The sequence below is a fragment of the Arcanobacterium haemolyticum DSM 20595 genome (genome assembly GCF_000092365.1).
Classification (GTDB): domain Bacteria; phylum Actinomycetota; class Actinomycetes; order Actinomycetales; family Actinomycetaceae; genus Arcanobacterium; species Arcanobacterium haemolyticum.
Genome location: NC_014218.1, coordinates 1,859,498 through 1,876,464 on the forward strand (window position 1 = coordinate 1,859,498; position 16,967 = coordinate 1,876,464).

Here is a 16,967-nt window from a genome sequence, read left to right on the forward strand (position 1 = left end):
GCACCCCACCCACTCCCCTCAACCACACTCCAGCCACTGCCTCCTACGGGTTTTTACACAAAATTCACCCACAGCCGGCGATAGCCCCATATATGGCCCTATCGCCGGAAATAAGTGAGTTTTGCGTCAGCCTAGCCGCTTAGGCTGCTTCAAATGATGACCTTGTTTCAGGTACGAACATAAAAATTGCTGTGTTTCTTCCCATGAATGCCAGATTTGTTGATAGCTGAACCGCAGAGTTTCATATCCTCGCTTCTTCGCTTCTATCACTCGCATCCGGTCTTGTGCGACTTGCAGGGGTTGGCTGTGAAAGGCTGTACTGTCACACTCGATGATGAGTGAATTACCAACAAGCAGATCCACTCTCCCTACTCCTTCTATATATACTTGCGCCTGAACTTTGTATCTTTTGGATATAAGAAAATTCCGCATCCGAGTTTCACTCCCTGATTGAGAGTTGGTGATGTAACGTTTCAAGACTGTCTGCTTCTCAGTTTGTACTCGCGAGATAAAATAATCGGCGGCCTCGCAATCAATCTTCTTGAGGTTGAGCATTGATTCCACAAGGATTAACCCAGTTTCAGCATCGTGGTAATGAAGGGCTTGCTCTAACGCATCAGCCAACGGAACTATCAATTTATCTGCTTGTGCGGGCGGCGTATGCCACGCATAGTCTGACCGCAGCATTGCTCGATGTACACACGCCCCTGGCAGATCTACTTTTGGAGTACTTCGGCGCGCAATAAAATGTATTTCCCTGTGTTCAGGCACCCATATATTATGGTGGCGCAGTGCCGTAAGGCACCCAATCAAAAACCCGTGTTTGCACGCTGTTCTGTATGGTTCGCTCGGATATTCAAGGGAGTACCATCTATGCCCGAGCGATTTTATTCGTTTTTGTCTTAGAGCTTTGCAAAATGCCTGCGGAGTTCCATGCCAATCATACCGCCTGAAAATATTCGCCATGCCTCTAGCTAAGCAAAGTAGCGCCACGGACGATTTTATTTTTCCACCGCCCTGTGGAGAACTTCCCTTCAGTTTTCCACAAAGGCGTCTATTTCTTCCTTATCCATACCTCAAAAACCTACTTATACCCCACGTCAACCCCTCTGATTTACGTAAAATTCACCCACAGCCAGTGATAGCCCCATATATGGCCCTATCGCCGGAAATAAGTGAGTTTTGCGTCAGATCCAGCTTTGCTAGTAACCAGCTGGCCCATCCGCCCCAGCAGCCAACCCCAGCCCTAAACCAGCCCTAAACCAGCCCAAACGATGGGCACAGATCCGTCATTGGGCAGGCCTCGCAGGCGGGTTTGCGCGAATGGCAAACCCGCCTCCCGTGATCTATCACCCGATGGCAGATGATGGTCCATTCGCTGTGTGGCAGGATTTTCGCCAAATCCATTTCGGCTTTGACGGGGTCGGTTTCGCGGGTCCATGCCCATCGCCGCGATAGTCGCCCAACGTGTGTGTCTACAGTAATTCCTGGCACTCCGAAAGCGTTCCCGAGTACCACGTTGGCGGTTTTCCGCCCTACGCCTGGTAGCGTGATGAGTTCTTCGAGTGTCCCTGGTACTTCTCCGCCGAATCGTTCCATGAGCCCGTTGGCTAGTCCGTTGAGTGATCGTGCTTTGGCCCGGTAGAACCCGAGTGGGTGCAGTATGTCTTCGAGCACTTCCAGGGGCGCTTTGGCCATGGTTTCGGGGTTTGGGAAGGTGGCGAAGAGGTTTGGGGTTACGGAGTTGACGCGTGCATCGGTTGTTTGTGCTGATAGCACGGTGGCTACGAGTAGTTCGAACGCGTTTCGGTGTTCCAGCGCGCAGTGGGAGTTTGGGTAGAGTTCTGCGAGCCGGTTTATGATTTTTTGGGCTTGTTCACGACGCGCCTTTAGCGATCGTGGTCGCGTTGGTTTCCGCGCTTTCTTTGTTTCTACCATCTGGGCCACCTCACTATTCCATCCCAACCAGCCAAGCCAAACTGCCCCTCCAGTTTAGGCAATTTTCCCTATTTAGTTTCTGGAATTTGGAATCACCTTCACGCAATATCCCGATAAAGCGTGCCTATTGAGGAAAAACGTGGCAAACTTAGTTACGTATGACCTCGCACACACGCGGGTCTTGTCCTTGCTGTCACTATTGAAAGGAATTCGGATGGATTCCACCGTTTTGGCTCATGTGGAGCTTTTCCGGGAGTTGGATGACGCCGAGCGCGCCGATCTGCTTTCACTCATGTCCGAGACCACTTTGAAGCGTGGTGAGTCGCTTTTCCATGAGGGCGATTCAGGTGATCGTCTCTACGTAGTCACTGATGGTAAGGTGAAGCTCTCGCATACTGCTGATGATGGCCGTGAGAATTTGATTGCGGTTCTTGGTCCTGGTGAGATTATTGGTGAGCTTACGTTGTTTGATTTGGGCGCGCGTTCGTCTACGGTTACGGCGATTGCGTCTACTTCGCTTCTTTCGTTGTCGCATAAGGATATGATGTCGTATATTGATTCGCATCCTGCGATGGCTAAGTCGATGTTGCGTGAGCTTGCGCGCCGGTTGCGTACTACGAATCAGCAGATGGCTGATTTGGTGTTTTCTGATGTTCCTGGTCGTGTTGCGAAGGCTTTGCTTGATTTGGCGGAGCGTTTTGGTGAGCGTACTCAGGAAGGTATTTATGTTGCGCATGATTTGACTCAGGAAGAGTTGGCTCATTTGGTGGGTGCGTCGCGTGAGACTGTGAATAAGTCGTTGGCTGATTTTACGTCGCGTGGTTGGATTCGTCTTGAGGGTCGGGCTGTGTTGTTGATTCAGGTTCAGCGTTTGCAGCGTCGCGCTCATTGATTTTTGTATAAGAGGCGGGCTATCACACGGTAGCCCGCCTCTTTTTGTTTGTGTGTTTGGTGAGCCCTGAGGCGCGTTCGCGTCTCGGGGCTCACTTTGTGGTTTTACCTATCCGGGTTTCAGTCTTTACGACGGCGGATTACTGCCCCTCTGAAGATAGAGAGTGCAGAGAGTCCAGCAAGTGCAAGACCGGTCTTTGCAAGTCCGTTACCGGATTCTTCCTTTTCGCTTTGGGTTGCCCGCAACTGGCTTGAGTGCAACGCCGTTAACGGCGACGACGTAGCGTACGCCTTGGTGTGATCTCAACGACTGGCTTGATGTCGCAAAGCAGCTGGATCAGATGCGTTAGGCACTACGCCGCCAACGATTGGGGTTACGTAGATGAGTTCTGGTTTCACATCAGGGTTCGTAAGCTTCGAATTAAACTTATCAGCCTTCCCTGTCTTAACCTTCTCGATAGAATCCTTCAACTCCTTGGAGAGCTTAGCAAACGCCTTCTCATCGATTCCTTCAATTTCTTGTTCAAACTTTTTCGCAAGCCTGTCAACCTCTGCCTTTATTTCAAAATCAGTAGTTGCTACTCGGATCCTCCGAATAAATCTCCACAAGAAGACTTTACAGAAGCGATATCCGCAGAACTGCCCTGAAGCGTTTTCACAACTTTTGAAAAACTGGGACAAATTGAATTTTACTCAATAATCGTCAGGGATTTCGTTCATACACCAGACATTGGAGGCGGAGTTTGCTACAGGTAACGGAAGCGCCGCACACCCAACGCATACCAGCGTCACTAAGAATGAACCGCTCACCACCACGCCATACTCTCCGAAGCATTCCTCACCACAGAACAAGCCCAAGAAATCTTCAAAGAATTCAACCACATATGGGAAAAGGCCTACATCTACTCCACAGAAAACCGTGAAAAGATGCAGGCCAACCCAGAAATCGTTCCGTACTTTATCGCATACGAAAAGTTCCCAATAATTACCGAAGAGTAACAGTCAGCTCCACTTCAACAGGAGCATTCAGAGGCAAAACAGCCACGCCAACGGCGGAACGGGTATGTGCACCGTCGTCGCCAAAAATCTCACCCAACACATCCGAAGCGCCATTCACCACGCCCGGCTGCCCAAAAAACTCAGGATCAGACGCAACAAAACCAGTCACGTGAGAAACAGACGCAACCCGATCAAGATCACCATCCACAACCCACGCAACCGCAGCCAACGCATTCAACGCACACACGCGCGCCTGCTCATAAGCCACCTCAGGCGAAACCTCAGCACCAACCTTGCCCGTAACCGGCAACACGCCATCCACAAACGGAAGCTGGCCAGACGTACGAACAACGCCACCACCACACTTCGCAGGAATATACGACGCAACCGGATCAGCAACCGCTGGCAACACAATCCCCAACTGAGCCAAACGCTCAGAAACAGAAACGCTCACTGCTTCTCACGCTTCATGTACGCAATCGGATTCTGACTACCATTCGGACCTGGCACAACTGTAACCAGCTCCCAACCATCATCACCCCACTGATCCAAAATCGCTTTCGTATTATGAATCAACAACGGTAACGTAACATACTCAAATTTCTTCATACCCTCAAGACTACTGGGAAAAACCGCCCAAGGGAATACGCGCACCTAACTCAAACGCGGAACACGCCCCGCCCGCAACTCAACCGCGAGCTGCTCCTCAGAATTCACCAAGCGATCAAACCAGTTCTCTTCATCAGGGAACCTGCGCAACAAAGCCCGCCGCTCACGCTCAGTCAAACCACCCCACACACCAAACGCAGCATTCGAATCCAACGCATCCGCCAAACACTCCAAGCGAACCGGGCAGGAAAAACACACATTCCGCGCCTGACGCTGCGCCGCCCCACGGACAAAAAGTGAATCAGGATCCGCTCCTGCGCATGCCGCGCGAACAGCCCACGTCTGCTCTTGATAAGCCAAGCTCATAACGAAAACCCTCCGAGCAGGGCACCATTACCCCACATACTCGTGACCTCTATCACTAGTATGCTACCGGCTTCCTGGCAAAACGTCACATCGAAAAAACGCAGATGATAACTCACGTCACGCGCGCACAAACGAAATAAGCAGTATTCTGAAGATATGCCAACACAAACACGGAACTTGACCAAAAAGCAGGCACTCTCGGCGCTGCTCTCTTTCTTCATGCTCTGCGGGCTCGGCGGAGGGCTCCTGGCCGCGATGGCGATCCCAGTTGCAGCTACGTCGGGAACCGCAATCAACGCGGTCACCAAAATCTTCGACGATCTCCCAACCGAAATCGACTTCACCACGCCATCCCAAGCTTCCGTGATCCTGGCGGCAGACGGCAGCAAGCTGGCAAGCTTCTATTCGGAAAACCGTATCGTTGTTGGCCCCGAAGGAATCTCCCAATTCATCAAAGACGCCGCCGTATCCATAGAAGATCAGCGTTTCTACCAGCACAACGGCATTGACGCGCAAGGCATCTTGGGCGCCGCGTTCGCGAATCTCACCGGCGGCAAGCTCGCAGGTGGTTCCACGATCACCCAACAGTACGTGAAAAACGCCCTGTTGGAGAAAGGGCGAATTGCGGACGACGACGAACAGATCGCCGCCGCCACCGAACAAACAATCGCCCGAAAGTTGAACGAAGCGCGCTACGCCGTGGCCGTGGAAAACAAGATGAGCAAAGATGAGATCCTCACGGCATACTTGAATATTGCGCAATTTGGGCCGTCCCAATACGGTGTAGAAGCGGCGTCGCGCTACTATTACTCCAAGTCAGCCAAGGATGTTACCGTTGAACAGGCCGCCATGCTAGCAGGCATCACGCAGGCGCCTGGCCGATGGGATCCAGTCAGCAACCCAGAAGGCGCGTTGAAGCGCCGCAATATCGTACTGGGCACCATGCTGGAACAAAAATACATCACCAAAGAGCAATACGATGCGGCCGTGGCTGTGCCGATCGAAGCGATGCTCAACGTATCCCCAGCCTACAACGGCTGTGGCGAAGCCGGAATCTCCGCACACTTCTGCGAATACACGGTACGCGACGTACTCAACTCTGAACTGCTTGGCAAAACCCGTGACGAACGTATACAAAAACTCTACCGTGGTGGCCTAGTTATCCACACAACGCTCAACCCGGCAGATCAACAGGCCGCCTACGATTCCATTGTGTCCCAAGTACCCGTTGGTGATCCATCCGGAATCGATATTGCACTCTCCTCCGTAGAACCAGGCACCGGCAAGATCCGCGCCATGGTACAAAACCGGCCGTTCGGTAACCCGTCCGAACAAGCCCCAACCGCTACCAAAGTCAACAACAATGTGGGCGAAGACATGGGCGGCGGCAGCGGCTTCCAGCCAGGCTCCACCTTCAAAATCTTCACCCTTGTAGACTGGATCGCCAAAGGCCACAGCCCATACGAAACCGTGACGGGCCAACGTGCAGTCACCATCCCTGCTAACGCATGGAAGATCCCATGCGCACCTGGTTTAGCTGACGTGTTCCCTGTAACAAACAACGATAATGAAAACTTCGGGCGCATCAACATTGTGAACGCCACCAGGTACTCCGTGAACACCGCATACGCCACCATGTCCTCCAAACTCGATCTGTGCGAAATCACCAAAACCGCAGAAGCCATGGGGGCACGGCAAGGTTCCTTCGTGAACGCCGACATGCTGAAAGAACTCAAGAACGCCGGCATGCAAGGCGTGAAAGAAGGCGACATCGCGCCAATCGTCCCACGGCCAACCCAGGTGCTCGGCGCCAATCCAACCACCCCACTCTCCATGGCATCCGCCGTTGCCACACTTGCAGCCGACGGCAACGCCTGCACCCCACACTCCTTCACCAAGATCACCGACTCCACCGGCGCCATCATCGCAGAACAACAGCCATCATGCCGCCAAGTAATCGAAAAAGATGTTGCCCGCAGCGTGAACATGGTGCTCCAACAAGTGCCTAAGCCGGGGGCCACCGGCGCCGCCGCCCAACTTGCAGGTGGGCGGCCCGCCGGCGGCAAGACGGGTACCACCGACAGCGCCTTCCATGCCTGGTACGTTGGCTACACCCCGCAGCTCGCATCGGCAGTCTGGACCGGACACATGACAGGAAACATTGAAATGTTCAACGTTACAGTCAACGGCGTCCACCACGGCACCATCTATGGCGGCACCCTAGCCGCACCCGCCTTCCGTTCATTCATGAACGCAGCCCTAGCCAACCAACCATTCGCCTCCTTCGCCCGCCCAACCCCCACCTACGTGCGCGAAAAGACCGACGACGAAAAGCGCCAAGACGAAGAAACTGAAAAAGCGACACAAACCGTCCCATCCGTGATTGGCATGAGCGAATCCGACGCCATCTCCACCCTTCAAGGAGCCGGATACGCCGTGGCCGTTGGCCGCGACTACTCCAACCACCCTGTAGGGACAGTCGGCCGCCAAGAACCAACCGGCAACGCCGCACCAGGCACCCAAATCAACCTCTGGCTCTCCATCGGACCGCGCCCATGATCAAACGCCCCCTCATCACCATCGCCGGCAGCCTCCTAGCCGCCGGCGCTGGCACCCTCCTTGGCTCAATTACCCACGCGCACGCGTATCGGGTAAGGCGGCGCACCGTCGTCGTCCCCTCTGACGGCGCAACTTCTGGCGAATCGGCAACTGGGCCTCTCCGAATCCTCCACATCTCCGATACACACCTGCTCACACGGCAACACAAACGGCGGGCGTTCATCCGATCGCTGGCCGGGCTTGAACCCGATTTTGTGGTGCTTACCGGCGATCTGATCGCCGAACCCGCCGCCGTAGCCGCAATCCTCACCGATTTCGGGCCACTCCTCAACGTGCCAGGCGCCTTCGTGTTCGGATCCAACGATTACCACGGGCCACGCCTCAAAAACCCATTCGTGTACATCGGCGGGCACACAGGGAAAACTGCAGATACCACGGCAGAATCTGGCGCTACTTCAGTTCTTGCCGCTCCTGCTGACGCGGCCAATCACGTTCCCGATCCTCATCCTGCCAACAGCCAACACCTTCCTGGGCAGCCCCTCCCAACCGACGAACTGCGAGCCGGGCTTGCGAGCGGCGGCTGGATCGATCTGAACAATGCGCGCGCGCAGGTGACCGTGAACGGCTGGGAACTGGACTTGGTAGGCATAGACGATCCGCACATCGGGCTGGATCGGATGCCGGAAGCTCGTCAGATGCCGGAAATTCGAGGGCAGGATGGCTCTGCCGGGCAGGCCGAGCCCACTGTCCAGGATCGATCCCCGGGCACCAACACACGCTCCACCACTACTGCACCCTCCACCGCGCACCTGAAACTTGCCCTTGCCCACGCCCCTTACACCTGGGTGCTGGACATGATGCAGGAAGACGGCGCCAACATCTGCTTCTCGGGCCACACGCACGGCGGGCAGGTGAACCTTCCGGGTTCGCATGCGCTTGTGACTAACTGCGATCTGGACTGCGCTTACGCCAAGGGCCTGTTCGAATGGTCTGGGACCGGCAGCGATTCTGTTTCCGACCAGGAAGCTCCAACCGCGCCCAACACCCCAACCGCGCCCAACACCCCAACCACCCCAACCGCTCCGGGCGATTCTTCTGCACAATCTCGGGATCGTAAGCCATCCTCTGCCCACGTAATTAAAAAGGACGGCTCGATCGTTCTGGGTAGCCGGATGCTGGCACAGATTTCGGCAGGGATCGGCACATCGCCATTCACACCGGTTCGGACTTTCTGCGCACCGGAAGCAATCATCTTGGATGTTGTTGCAGCGCCTGGGGCGGCGGGCAATTAATCGGCAAAACCTACATATCTAGTTCGCACTGCCACGGACACCGGCACCTAGCGATCCAATCCACCAAGATCGATCCGAATTGGCACTATGGCACAACACCCTGGAGCTATGCTACATCCCACCTCCGCGAGGATTTCACAAAACGGTGGGAACGGCGTTATGATTATTCAGTTGGTTAACGAATGTTGCCGGCACGGCTTTCGGGATATGGCGCAGTTTGGTAGCGCGCTTCGTTCGGGACGAAGAGGCCGTGGGTTCAAATCCCGCTATCCCGACTCAAATCCGGCGATATAGATATATCGCCGGATTTTTCATACCTGCAGCCCCGCAGAACGCAAAAATCCCTCCAATCCCATGTTTGTCCCTCCGTTTACGTTTCCCTAAGAGCCAGAATGCACCCCAAAACAGACATACCGGAACCCTATAAGAACTGGAACTGCGCTCGATCAGCACCCAGCTGCACAGCAGTGTCATATACGGCACTGCTGCCCTCCCTGCCGCCTATTTAGGACTATCTCGGAGCAAGCCCGACCCTCTTTAGCCCCCTCCCCAACCCTCCTCAACCAGCGAATAAAACTCCAAACATACACAAAACTCACCCACAGCCGGAGATAGCCACATATATGGCCCTATCACCGGAAATAAGTGAATTTTTCGCAAAAACCCATGATCGGCAACCGAAAAATGTGCAGGGAATAGAGGAAACCGCCGGGCGATCCCGGCGTAATGCGGCTCAGCCAAAAGGAGAGATGGACAAACTAGGCCGGAACAGAGCGCCCAATCGGCGCCCCACTAAACAGCAGTGCCCTATACCGCACTGCTGTTCAGCCTCCCGCTTTTTAGCCCCGGGCAAAGAGCACCTGGAGGCAGAGGTTGCTTGTAGCTAAACACAGACCACCTGAAGCCCAGACCACTCGGAGCAGGCGTTGCCTAAGCCCTGCCAGAAGGACGCTGGAAATCCGGGATGGAAAGAAAAGAAGGCCCGAAATATCGGGCCTCGCACCACCCAACCTGGCTCTAAAGAGCCAGGTCAGAAAAGGAGTTGGCGGCCCATCTCCTTCGGATCAGGCCGCCAACCGCCCCTATCACAGCTGCGCAAATTCCTCCGCAGTCGCATACGACGTCTGTGTACCGAGCTTGGTCACAGAATCCGCAGCATACCGGTTGGCCTTGGTCAGGGCCTCGCGCACATCCCCGGTTTGAACCAAGTAGTGGCTGAAGCACCCGATGAAGGCATCGCCAGCTCCGGTGGTGTCGCGTGCGCTCACTTCGCACGCTGGCAGGAGTTCGTCTACACCTTCCGCCATCCACAAAACCCCACGTGAGCCCAACGTCACGATCACGTTCTTCATGCCCGCATCCAGCAGCGCGGAAGCCGCATTGCGCACGTCATCAATCGTGTCCACTGGCATGCCGGTGAGCAGCGAGAGTTCGGATTCGTTTGGCATGAAGTAGGAGCAGTCTTTCACTTCGGAAAGCACCAGGTCAGGCTGGGCTGGAGCCGGGTTGAGCAGCACTGGAATATCGTGTTCCTTGCCGAATCGAATCGCGGCATACACGGTTTCCAGTGGCACTTCCAGCTGCAGCACGATCAGCTTGCACTGGGCGATATCGGCGGCAGCCGCATCGATATCGGCCGTGCTCAGCATCGAGTTTGCCCCCTTAATAATCAGGATCGAGTTGTGCGATTCGGCATCCACGAAGATCGGCGCCACACCGGAGCTCATCTCAGTCCGCAGAACGTACCGCGTATCAATCCCGTTCTTGGCAAAGTTCGCCACGGTGTTGTCTGCGAAAATGTCGTTCCCCACGCGGGTTACCATCAGCACGTTCGCGCCCAAACGCGCGGCCGCCACGGCCTGGTTGGCACCCTTGCCGCCGCATCCCATTTTGAAATCGGGAGCTTCCAGGGTTTCGCCTTCTGCTGGCATCCGATCGATGTAGGAGATCAGATCTACCATGTTTGATCCGATTACTGCGATGTCCATGTTTACTCCTTGATTCCTGTGGTGACTGTGAAGCTGCGCGTCTCACCCGCAGCCAGTTCGATGAGGGTTCCGGCTTCCTTCGCGGCCAGGTAGCCTTCCGGCCGGGAGGTTCCTGGGAGCACGAACGCCGCCACCTGCTGGTCCGCGTTGTAGAGCACCCACCGGGTTGCAACCGGGAATTCTACCGAACTGAATTCCGTCCGGAAGGTCACGCCGTTTTCGCCGGCCAGCTCAAATTCCAGTTTTTCGCCGTATTGCGGCAGGTTATCGGCAAAGTAGACGATTTCTGGATCGAATTCTTTTGCCTGTTCCAACGACGCCGGATTGATCGTTCCAGCCAAAATCTGTTCGTTTATTTCGGTCCAGCGTTCGGTTGGGGTGACGTGGGCGGGAACCGTGCGTCGCAAACCGAACGCGCCTTTTGGCAGGTTTTCGCTCATGATTCCGTTTTCTACGAACGCATAGTTCATGTGGCACATGTATTGCAGTGGCATTGGAGCGTACTTGGACAGGTTCGTTACTTTGAGCCCAATATCGAACATCGACGATCCTGGCCGCAGCTCAATGTGTGGAACCGCGAGGTAGTGATGCCCGAATCCTTGGACATACTCGTAGGATGAAACTGCACGTACGGCCCCGTCGTCGTCAATCTCTATCCACGCCGAATCCATGGTTGCGCACGGGAACTCGCCGTGCAGCGGGTGCGAATCTTGGGGCGACGGGCAGCCGGCCGCGAGCAGGCCCGAATGGAACGCGAAGCAGCCGTACGTGTCCACGATTTCGCGGCACGGCTGCGGGCGGGAAAACATGTTGGTCATGCGGAGGGAGGTGCCGTCGAATTCGGCGTCCCAAATGATCTGGCCCATGAACGGAAGCACTTCAACGTACCCGCGTTCGTTTTCAACCCGGAGCGATTCGATGCCGGTATCGTAGCGAGAGGCCACAACGCGGATTCCGCGCCCGTCTAGGATCGTGCGCTCAGTTTCCGTGAACTGGCTGCGATGTAAAGGAATTGTGTACATTTTCTAGCCTCACTCGTTGATTGCGGGGGCAGATTTTTCTGCCTTGTACTGGTATAGGAAGTAGATCAGGACAGCCGCGAAGCAGACCAGCGAAACCGAGAACGCGAGCTGCATCGAACCGAACGTATCCGACGCCAGGCCCTGGATCACTGGGATCACTGCGCCGCCGATGATCGACATGACGATCACGGCACCGCCGGTTTCGGTGTGGCGCTTGTCCTCGATCGAATCCAATGTGCGGGCGTAGATTGTGGCCCAGCATGGGCCGAACAGGCCGGAGGTGAGGATTGCGGCGTATACGGCGGTCATATTTGGCACCGCGATAACCCAGGCCAGCGCTGCCACGCCTGCGATCGAGTAGCCGATCAGCACCAGGTTTTCGTTGAACTTGGTCATGAGGATGTTTGCCACGAACTTGCCCACGAAGAAGGCCACGAATGCCCAGATCATGTAGTTGGAAGCGGTGCGTTCGTTGATGGAATCGTCCAGGTTCAGGGCCAGGCGGATCGTGAACGACCACACCGCGGTCTGCATACCGACGTAAAGGAACTGGGTCACGATGCCGCCCGCGAACTTACGGTTCGATGCCAGGTAGCGGAGCGTTTCGCCGATCGTTGCCTTAGCTTCCTTGTTGTGGTGGAGTGGCTTGCAGTGTGGGAACTGGGTGAGTGCGATGATCAGGAGGAGCACTGCCAGTACCACGATGATCCAGCGGTATGGGCCGAGCGTACGCTGGAGCATTTCTTCTGCGAACTGTTGGCGTTCCGCGCCGGTGAGCGCTTCGAGTTGCTTGTTCAGCGATTCGCCTTCAGTGAAGATCAGGTATTTGCCCAGCAGGATGCCGAAGATCGAGCCGATTGGGTAGAAGGTTTGGGATATGTTTAGGCGCAGGGTTGCGAATTTGCGTGGGCCGATCATGGACGAGTAGGTGTTGGCCGACGTTTCCAGGAAGGAAAGGCCGGTTGCGATCGCGAATAGGGCCGCCAGGAACACCGTGTAGGTTGCCATGTGGGAGGCTGGGAAGAAGAGCATGCAGCCGATGATGTAGAAGCTCAGGCCCACCAATAGGCCGGATTTGTAGCTCCACTTGCGGATCACGCGCGATGCCGGGATCGCCAGCAGGAAGTAGCCGCCGTAGAATGCCGATTGCACAAACGCCGACGCAAAATCGGACAGCTCAAAAATCGATTTGAACTGCGTAATCAGCACGTCATTCAGCGACGCCGCTGCGCCCCACATCGGGAAGCAGATCGAGAGCAGGATGTATTGGAGGAGCGGGGTTTTGTTGAGGTAGCCGTTTGAAAGCTGGGTGGTTGGATCCTTGATGAGGCCAAAGGACGTGTTCTTCACTCCTTCGGCTTCTTTCATCATTCGTTTCGTGCTCATTGCGCACCTTTCGCGGTCGGTTCAGCGGGAATTGGGGCGCCGGGTTCTGCGTTGAACGTGGCGTTGTGGGTGATAGTTCGACGGCGGACTATCTAGTATTCCCTTCACGATTGCTCTCATGCTAACTGTGTGCTGGGGCACTCCGAAAGAGGGGGTGTGTAACTTTTGTTCTAGCGAAAATGGCTCTATGTGGCTCTTTATCGCGAGTTTAAGGGAATTAGCACTGGAAAATTAGAGCATACGTGCTTAGATGGAACATTTGTGCCGCGGGTATTGGGATTGGTTGAGAATGAAATTCTGGCCCCTACTTCATCTTCGGGTGCAATATGCCTTTCTCATATGTCTCATTACAAGACAATAATTCTTGCACCGACTCATACCGCTCCGTTCCATATCCCATCTTTTTCAGCCATACTTTTATAAGAATAATTCCCCCGTAACTCCCCGGATGGGAAAATTTTGGAGCTACCCTCTTTTCCTTAGAAGGAATTTTAAGTGCAATAGAAAACGACCTGTTCCACAATTGCCCATGATGAGCACACCTATTCCGCAGGGTTGAAAAAGCATGTAGCGCATCAGAAAACCAGAAGTAGGAACGTGAAGTGGCTGCGCCGCTGCAGAAATAACATCCTTATCCTTAAAGAACGTCGACATTTTTGCAAGAGTTCCAAAAGTCATTGTTTCAATCGCAACCCAAATGGGGATATTACTTAGTTCCTCTTCATTCCGATACCGTTTCACACTAGGCAAACGTGACCCTAGAAGATCATTTTCCATTTTCTCAATTATTCTTTGCACTTTATGCGGATCCACATCTACGTATGAAACTTTTGAAATATTTTTGCCGTTCCACGCGAACTTCCTAAAAATTGGCCCACCGCATTTTAGGATAGCTAAGCCATAGCCTGGGCACGATGCGCTCTGTCCTACACCATTCACTATCATAAGTATCCATATTGGCCTAATTATTTACAGCCAATTTAGAAAATCGCGCTCACCGCGAGGATTTACCAGCTACCCAAGTACGATCTGACGTGCGGTTTCAACATCCGTCACCAGCCGATTCACATACCCACACTCAAGCGCTGCCCGCACTGCCGCTACCTTATGCTGGCCACCAGCAACAAGAATCTTTTGCTCCTTATGCCGCAACTGCGGAAGGCTAATCCCAACAGTGCGATTGTTGACGTCAGGAATACAGACACGCCCTCCGTCGTCGATAAACCTAGCGCAAATATCCCCAACGGAACGTTGCAAAATAATCTCACGTTCGGCGAGCGTGAGCGGGCTGCGCTCGATGAGTTCGCGGTTCGTGGCGGTATCGCCGACTGTGTAGATGGCGATGCGGGCTTTGGCGCCGAGGTCGAGCGTGCGGCGGACGTGCGGCATTTTCGTCAGGCGCGTGCGAATCGGGACCGTGGCAACAAACGTGGGCGCCGCCAACTGGTGGCAAGTGGCCGAAAACGCGGCCGCGAACCGTTCCAGCGTACCCGGGCGGCCGTGCTCCGGAACCGGATCCGACAGGCCGTGGCTCAACTGGATAATCTCAACATTCTTCCGCGGGTGCGACTCAAGAAAATCGGCCACCGCACTCATGGTGCGGGATGGGATAACGCCGATATGATCGCCATCGCGAACAAGGGACGTCACCAACTGCGCACCCGCCTTGCCCAACGCCTCCCGCATCGCAATATCGCCGGGGCTGGCCGGACTAACCAGGATGACGTCCAGGAGGCGGTAACGGTGTTGAAGCGTTTCCACCAGGAGCTCATCCTGCTCACGCGGATCAATCACCCTCACTTGAATAAAACCCCTGGCCTGGGCGTGCGCCAACAACTTCGACACCGTAGGCCGGGCAACATGCAAACGCTGCGCCACCTGCTCCTGGTTCAGGCCAGAATAATACAGTTTCGCAGCATCAAGCGATTGAATATCGCGGACACTCAAGGACTCCATAATCGGATTCTATCGTGGAAGGGGCGGCGGAGCTGGCCTTCCCCCGTGGCACCTGCACTGCTCCCCCGCCGCACCTACAAAAACATTGAGAATCCGACACGGCCTCGCCGCATATTACAGGCCGTGCCGGATCCCCTATCTTTTTGCAGGTGTTCTTGTTTTACCTACTGCCTATCGTCAGCCATTCTTCCGATTTGCCGCGATAAGGCCTACACCCAAGGCCAACAGGCCAACAAGTCCAGCCACCAGCATGGAAATTTCCAGACCTGTACGAGCCAGTCCGCCCGAACGTCCCTTTTCTAGCGACTTCACCTGGGAAGAACTGCTCTTACCTTTGCCGTCGACGCCAGATCCCCCAGGCTTCTGGCCTGGATTCTCATCTGGATTACCAGGCTGACCGGGTTTACCAGCATCACCTGGATGTCCTGGCTTCTGGCCGGCGTCACCCGGCTTCCCTGGCTGCCCGCCCGGCGCGGCCGAATCCGCCGCGCCGGCCCTCGGATTCACCTTCTCCTTATCAATATCAAGGACAAGGAGGTGGGCTGCATGCGAGTAGCCTTCACGGTCTTGGGCATGATCGTCAATAACGCCATCAGCACCGATCGCAAGTGTGTGCCTACCAAGGTAGTCACCAACGAATGCTACCGACCGGCCGAATCGTGCCTGCTCAGCTTCGGTAGCAATGCGCTTCACAGCATCGCCAAGTGCTGAAATATCGTTGACACCAGCAGGAATCTTCGTTGCATCCACAACGTAAACGGCGCCCTTGGCATCTTCACCCCATGCGCCAATAGCAATGGTTTTCCGCTTCGGATCTGCATCCACAGACCAGCCGAATCCAGTACCAGCCTGGGCACCCTTCACAATAGAAATCCGCGGATCGTTTGCCGCAGCATCCATTGGGTTGATCTTGCGTACTTGCTCAGCCTTCATCGGCTCCTTCACGCCATGAACAATCGCCACGCCACCTTGGGTGACGCCTTCGATTTGCCCGCCATCGAAGCCGATGGCGAAGTCACCCACACCGTCCGCGTCAATGTCACCAACTGACACAATCGAGGTCCCCGCACCCAACCGGTACGAAGCATTTTCCGGCATGGCCAGGGTGTATCCACCAGCCGAACCGCCGTAAACAACCCAGGCCTTGCCGGTCACGCTCCCGCCAGCGGTGTACGCGTTGAAATCGGCAAGAACGTAGTCTTGCACGCCGTCTGCGTTCACGTCACCTACTGGGGTAAACGCGGAGAGTGTGTTCCCCTCTGGCGTGCGAGCGCTCCAGATAACTCGCGGATCGTCGTAGCTTGCAACCAAGTCCACGTCCTTGCTTTCGCGCTGCCCCGCAACGATGAGCGCAGTTCCGTAGGTTCCGCGTTCGCCACGGGAAAGTGGCGTATTAGCAACAATAAACCCGACGTCGTTCAGCCCATCCTTGTTCACATCGCCCACGCTGGTTACGTGGTATCCGGCGGCGCCGAATTCGTGTGGCATCTGGATAACGTATCCGCGCGAGGCATCCAACGCATTCAGATCCGTCTTCGCAAGCTCCGGCCCGCCATAAATCACCCAGACGCGCCCCATCGTATGTGACCCGAACGCAATATCCGCGATCTTGTCTCCATTCACATCCCCGAGGCACGTCACCGACAGTCCGACCGCCGCATCCGCCGCCGGGTCTTCAGTTTCTTTTGGCCCGAGTATGGTGATGATATTCGTGTCCGGCAGCGCGCTGCCTGCTGTCCCGTTCGGGATGATTTGCACTTGCCCGGTCACGTTTGGCACCCAGCCGTGGGTTTCGGTGGAGTCTTCGTAGTATGGATCGAATTTCCATTCGGAGCGCATTGGGCTGGAGGTGATGAGGTCTGGCTTGCCGTCGCCTGTCACGTCACATTGGCCGCGCGCGATCGAACTTCCGAGCCCGTTGCTAAATTCTCCCACCCATCGTTTCTTGGTTGCGGTGTTGA

Annotated in this window: 16 protein-coding genes and 1 tRNA gene; 4 read left to right on the forward strand and 13 right to left on the reverse strand. The window is 55.3% G+C overall.

The features are described from left to right. Positions 1 to 126 precede the first annotated feature (126 nt). Positions 127 to 687 (reverse strand): endonuclease domain-containing protein, encoded by a 561-nt coding sequence (locus ARCH_RS08640; RefSeq protein WP_049765862.1) that lies wholly within the window; start codon positions 685 to 687, stop codon positions 127 to 129. Positions 688 to 1,257: 570 nt separating this feature from the next. Further along, entirely contained in the window at positions 1,258 to 1,938 is a 681-nt protein-coding gene (nth, locus tag ARCH_RS08645; protein WP_013170889.1) for an endonuclease III, read from the reverse strand. 214 nt (positions 1,939 to 2,152) lie between these two features. Here nth and ARCH_RS08650 point away from each other — a divergent pair, with 214 nt between their 5' ends. Next, a complete protein-coding gene (locus ARCH_RS08650) occupies positions 2,153 to 2,830 on the forward strand; it encodes a Crp/Fnr family transcriptional regulator (protein WP_013170890.1) in 678 nt (225 codons plus the stop codon). Positions 2,831 to 3,132: 302 nt separating this feature from the next. Here the strand turns inward: ARCH_RS08650 and ARCH_RS08655 are convergent, their stop codons facing one another. From ARCH_RS08655 to ARCH_RS08665, 5 genes are all read right to left on the reverse strand, one after another. Next, positions 3,133 to 3,438, reverse strand: a complete 306-nt coding sequence (locus ARCH_RS08655; protein WP_041640465.1) for a hypothetical protein — start codon at positions 3,436 to 3,438, stop codon at positions 3,133 to 3,135. Positions 3,439 to 3,522: 84 nt separating this feature from the next. Beyond that, positions 3,523 to 3,711 (reverse strand): hypothetical protein, encoded by a 189-nt coding sequence (locus tag ARCH_RS10015; protein ID WP_138975361.1) that lies wholly within the window; start codon positions 3,709 to 3,711, stop codon positions 3,523 to 3,525. A gap of 103 nt (positions 3,712 to 3,814) precedes the next feature. Next, positions 3,815 to 4,282, reverse strand: coding sequence for a RidA family protein (locus ARCH_RS08660; protein WP_013170892.1), 468 nt, complete (start codon positions 4,280 to 4,282; stop codon positions 3,815 to 3,817). Further along, positions 4,279 to 4,437, reverse strand: a complete 159-nt coding sequence (locus tag ARCH_RS10155) for a hypothetical protein (protein ID WP_013170893.1) — start codon at positions 4,435 to 4,437, stop codon at positions 4,279 to 4,281. The genes ARCH_RS08660 and ARCH_RS10155 overlap by 4 nt, the downstream gene beginning before the upstream one ends. A 45-nt stretch (positions 4,438 to 4,482) precedes the next feature. After that, entirely contained in the window at positions 4,483 to 4,803 is a 321-nt protein-coding gene (locus ARCH_RS08665) for a WhiB family transcriptional regulator (RefSeq protein WP_013170894.1), read from the reverse strand. A 156-nt stretch (positions 4,804 to 4,959) separates the two neighbouring features. On the opposite strand from ARCH_RS08665, the gene ARCH_RS08670 reads away from it, so the two are divergent. The 3 genes from ARCH_RS08670 to ARCH_RS08680 all read left to right on the forward strand — a co-directional run bounded on the left by ARCH_RS08670 (position 4,960) and on the right by ARCH_RS08680 (position 8,929). Further along, positions 4,960 to 7,362 (forward strand): penicillin-binding protein, encoded by a 2,403-nt coding sequence (locus ARCH_RS08670; RefSeq protein ID WP_013170895.1) that lies wholly within the window; start codon positions 4,960 to 4,962, stop codon positions 7,360 to 7,362. After that, complete coding sequence (locus tag ARCH_RS08675) at positions 7,359 to 8,654, forward strand: metallophosphoesterase (protein ID WP_013170896.1); 1,296 nt, start codon at positions 7,359 to 7,361, stop codon at positions 8,652 to 8,654. Before ARCH_RS08670 ends, ARCH_RS08675 begins: the two co-directional genes overlap by 4 nt. 201 nt (positions 8,655 to 8,855) lie before the next feature. Then, positions 8,856 to 8,929: transfer RNA gene (locus ARCH_RS08680), tRNA-Pro, on the forward strand. 810 nt (positions 8,930 to 9,739) lie between these two features. Here the strand turns inward: ARCH_RS08680 and rbsK are convergent. The 6 genes from rbsK to ARCH_RS09490 form a co-directional block, all read right to left on the reverse strand. After that, a complete protein-coding gene (gene rbsK / locus ARCH_RS08685) occupies positions 9,740 to 10,642 on the reverse strand; it encodes a ribokinase (RefSeq protein ID WP_013170897.1) in 903 nt (300 codons plus the stop codon). A 2-nt stretch (positions 10,643 to 10,644) separates the two neighbouring features. Further along, on the reverse strand, positions 10,645 to 11,664 hold the full coding sequence (locus ARCH_RS08690) for an aldose 1-epimerase family protein (RefSeq protein ID WP_013170898.1): 1,020 nt from the start codon (positions 11,662 to 11,664) through the stop codon (positions 10,645 to 10,647). A 9-nt stretch (positions 11,665 to 11,673) separates the two neighbouring features. Further along, positions 11,674 to 13,050 carry an L-fucose:H+ symporter permease gene (gene fucP, locus ARCH_RS08695; protein ID WP_041640468.1) on the reverse strand — a complete coding sequence of 459 codons (1,377 nt, stop codon included), beginning with the start codon at positions 13,048 to 13,050 and terminating at the stop codon, positions 11,674 to 11,676. A gap of 465 nt (positions 13,051 to 13,515) precedes the next feature. Continuing rightward, positions 13,516 to 13,989 carry an Abi family protein gene (locus ARCH_RS08700; RefSeq protein ID WP_170121725.1) on the reverse strand — a complete coding sequence of 158 codons (474 nt, stop codon included), beginning with the start codon at positions 13,987 to 13,989 and terminating at the stop codon, positions 13,516 to 13,518. A 75-nt stretch (positions 13,990 to 14,064) separates the two neighbouring features. Next, complete coding sequence (locus ARCH_RS08705) at positions 14,065 to 15,006, reverse strand: sugar-binding transcriptional regulator (protein ID WP_013170901.1); 942 nt, start codon at positions 15,004 to 15,006, stop codon at positions 14,065 to 14,067. A 177-nt stretch (positions 15,007 to 15,183) separates the two neighbouring features. Next, positions 15,184 to 16,941, reverse strand: a complete 1,758-nt coding sequence (locus tag ARCH_RS09490) for a collagen-like triple helix repeat-containing protein (protein ID WP_013170902.1) — start codon at positions 16,939 to 16,941, stop codon at positions 15,184 to 15,186. Positions 16,942 to 16,967 lie beyond the last annotated feature (26 nt).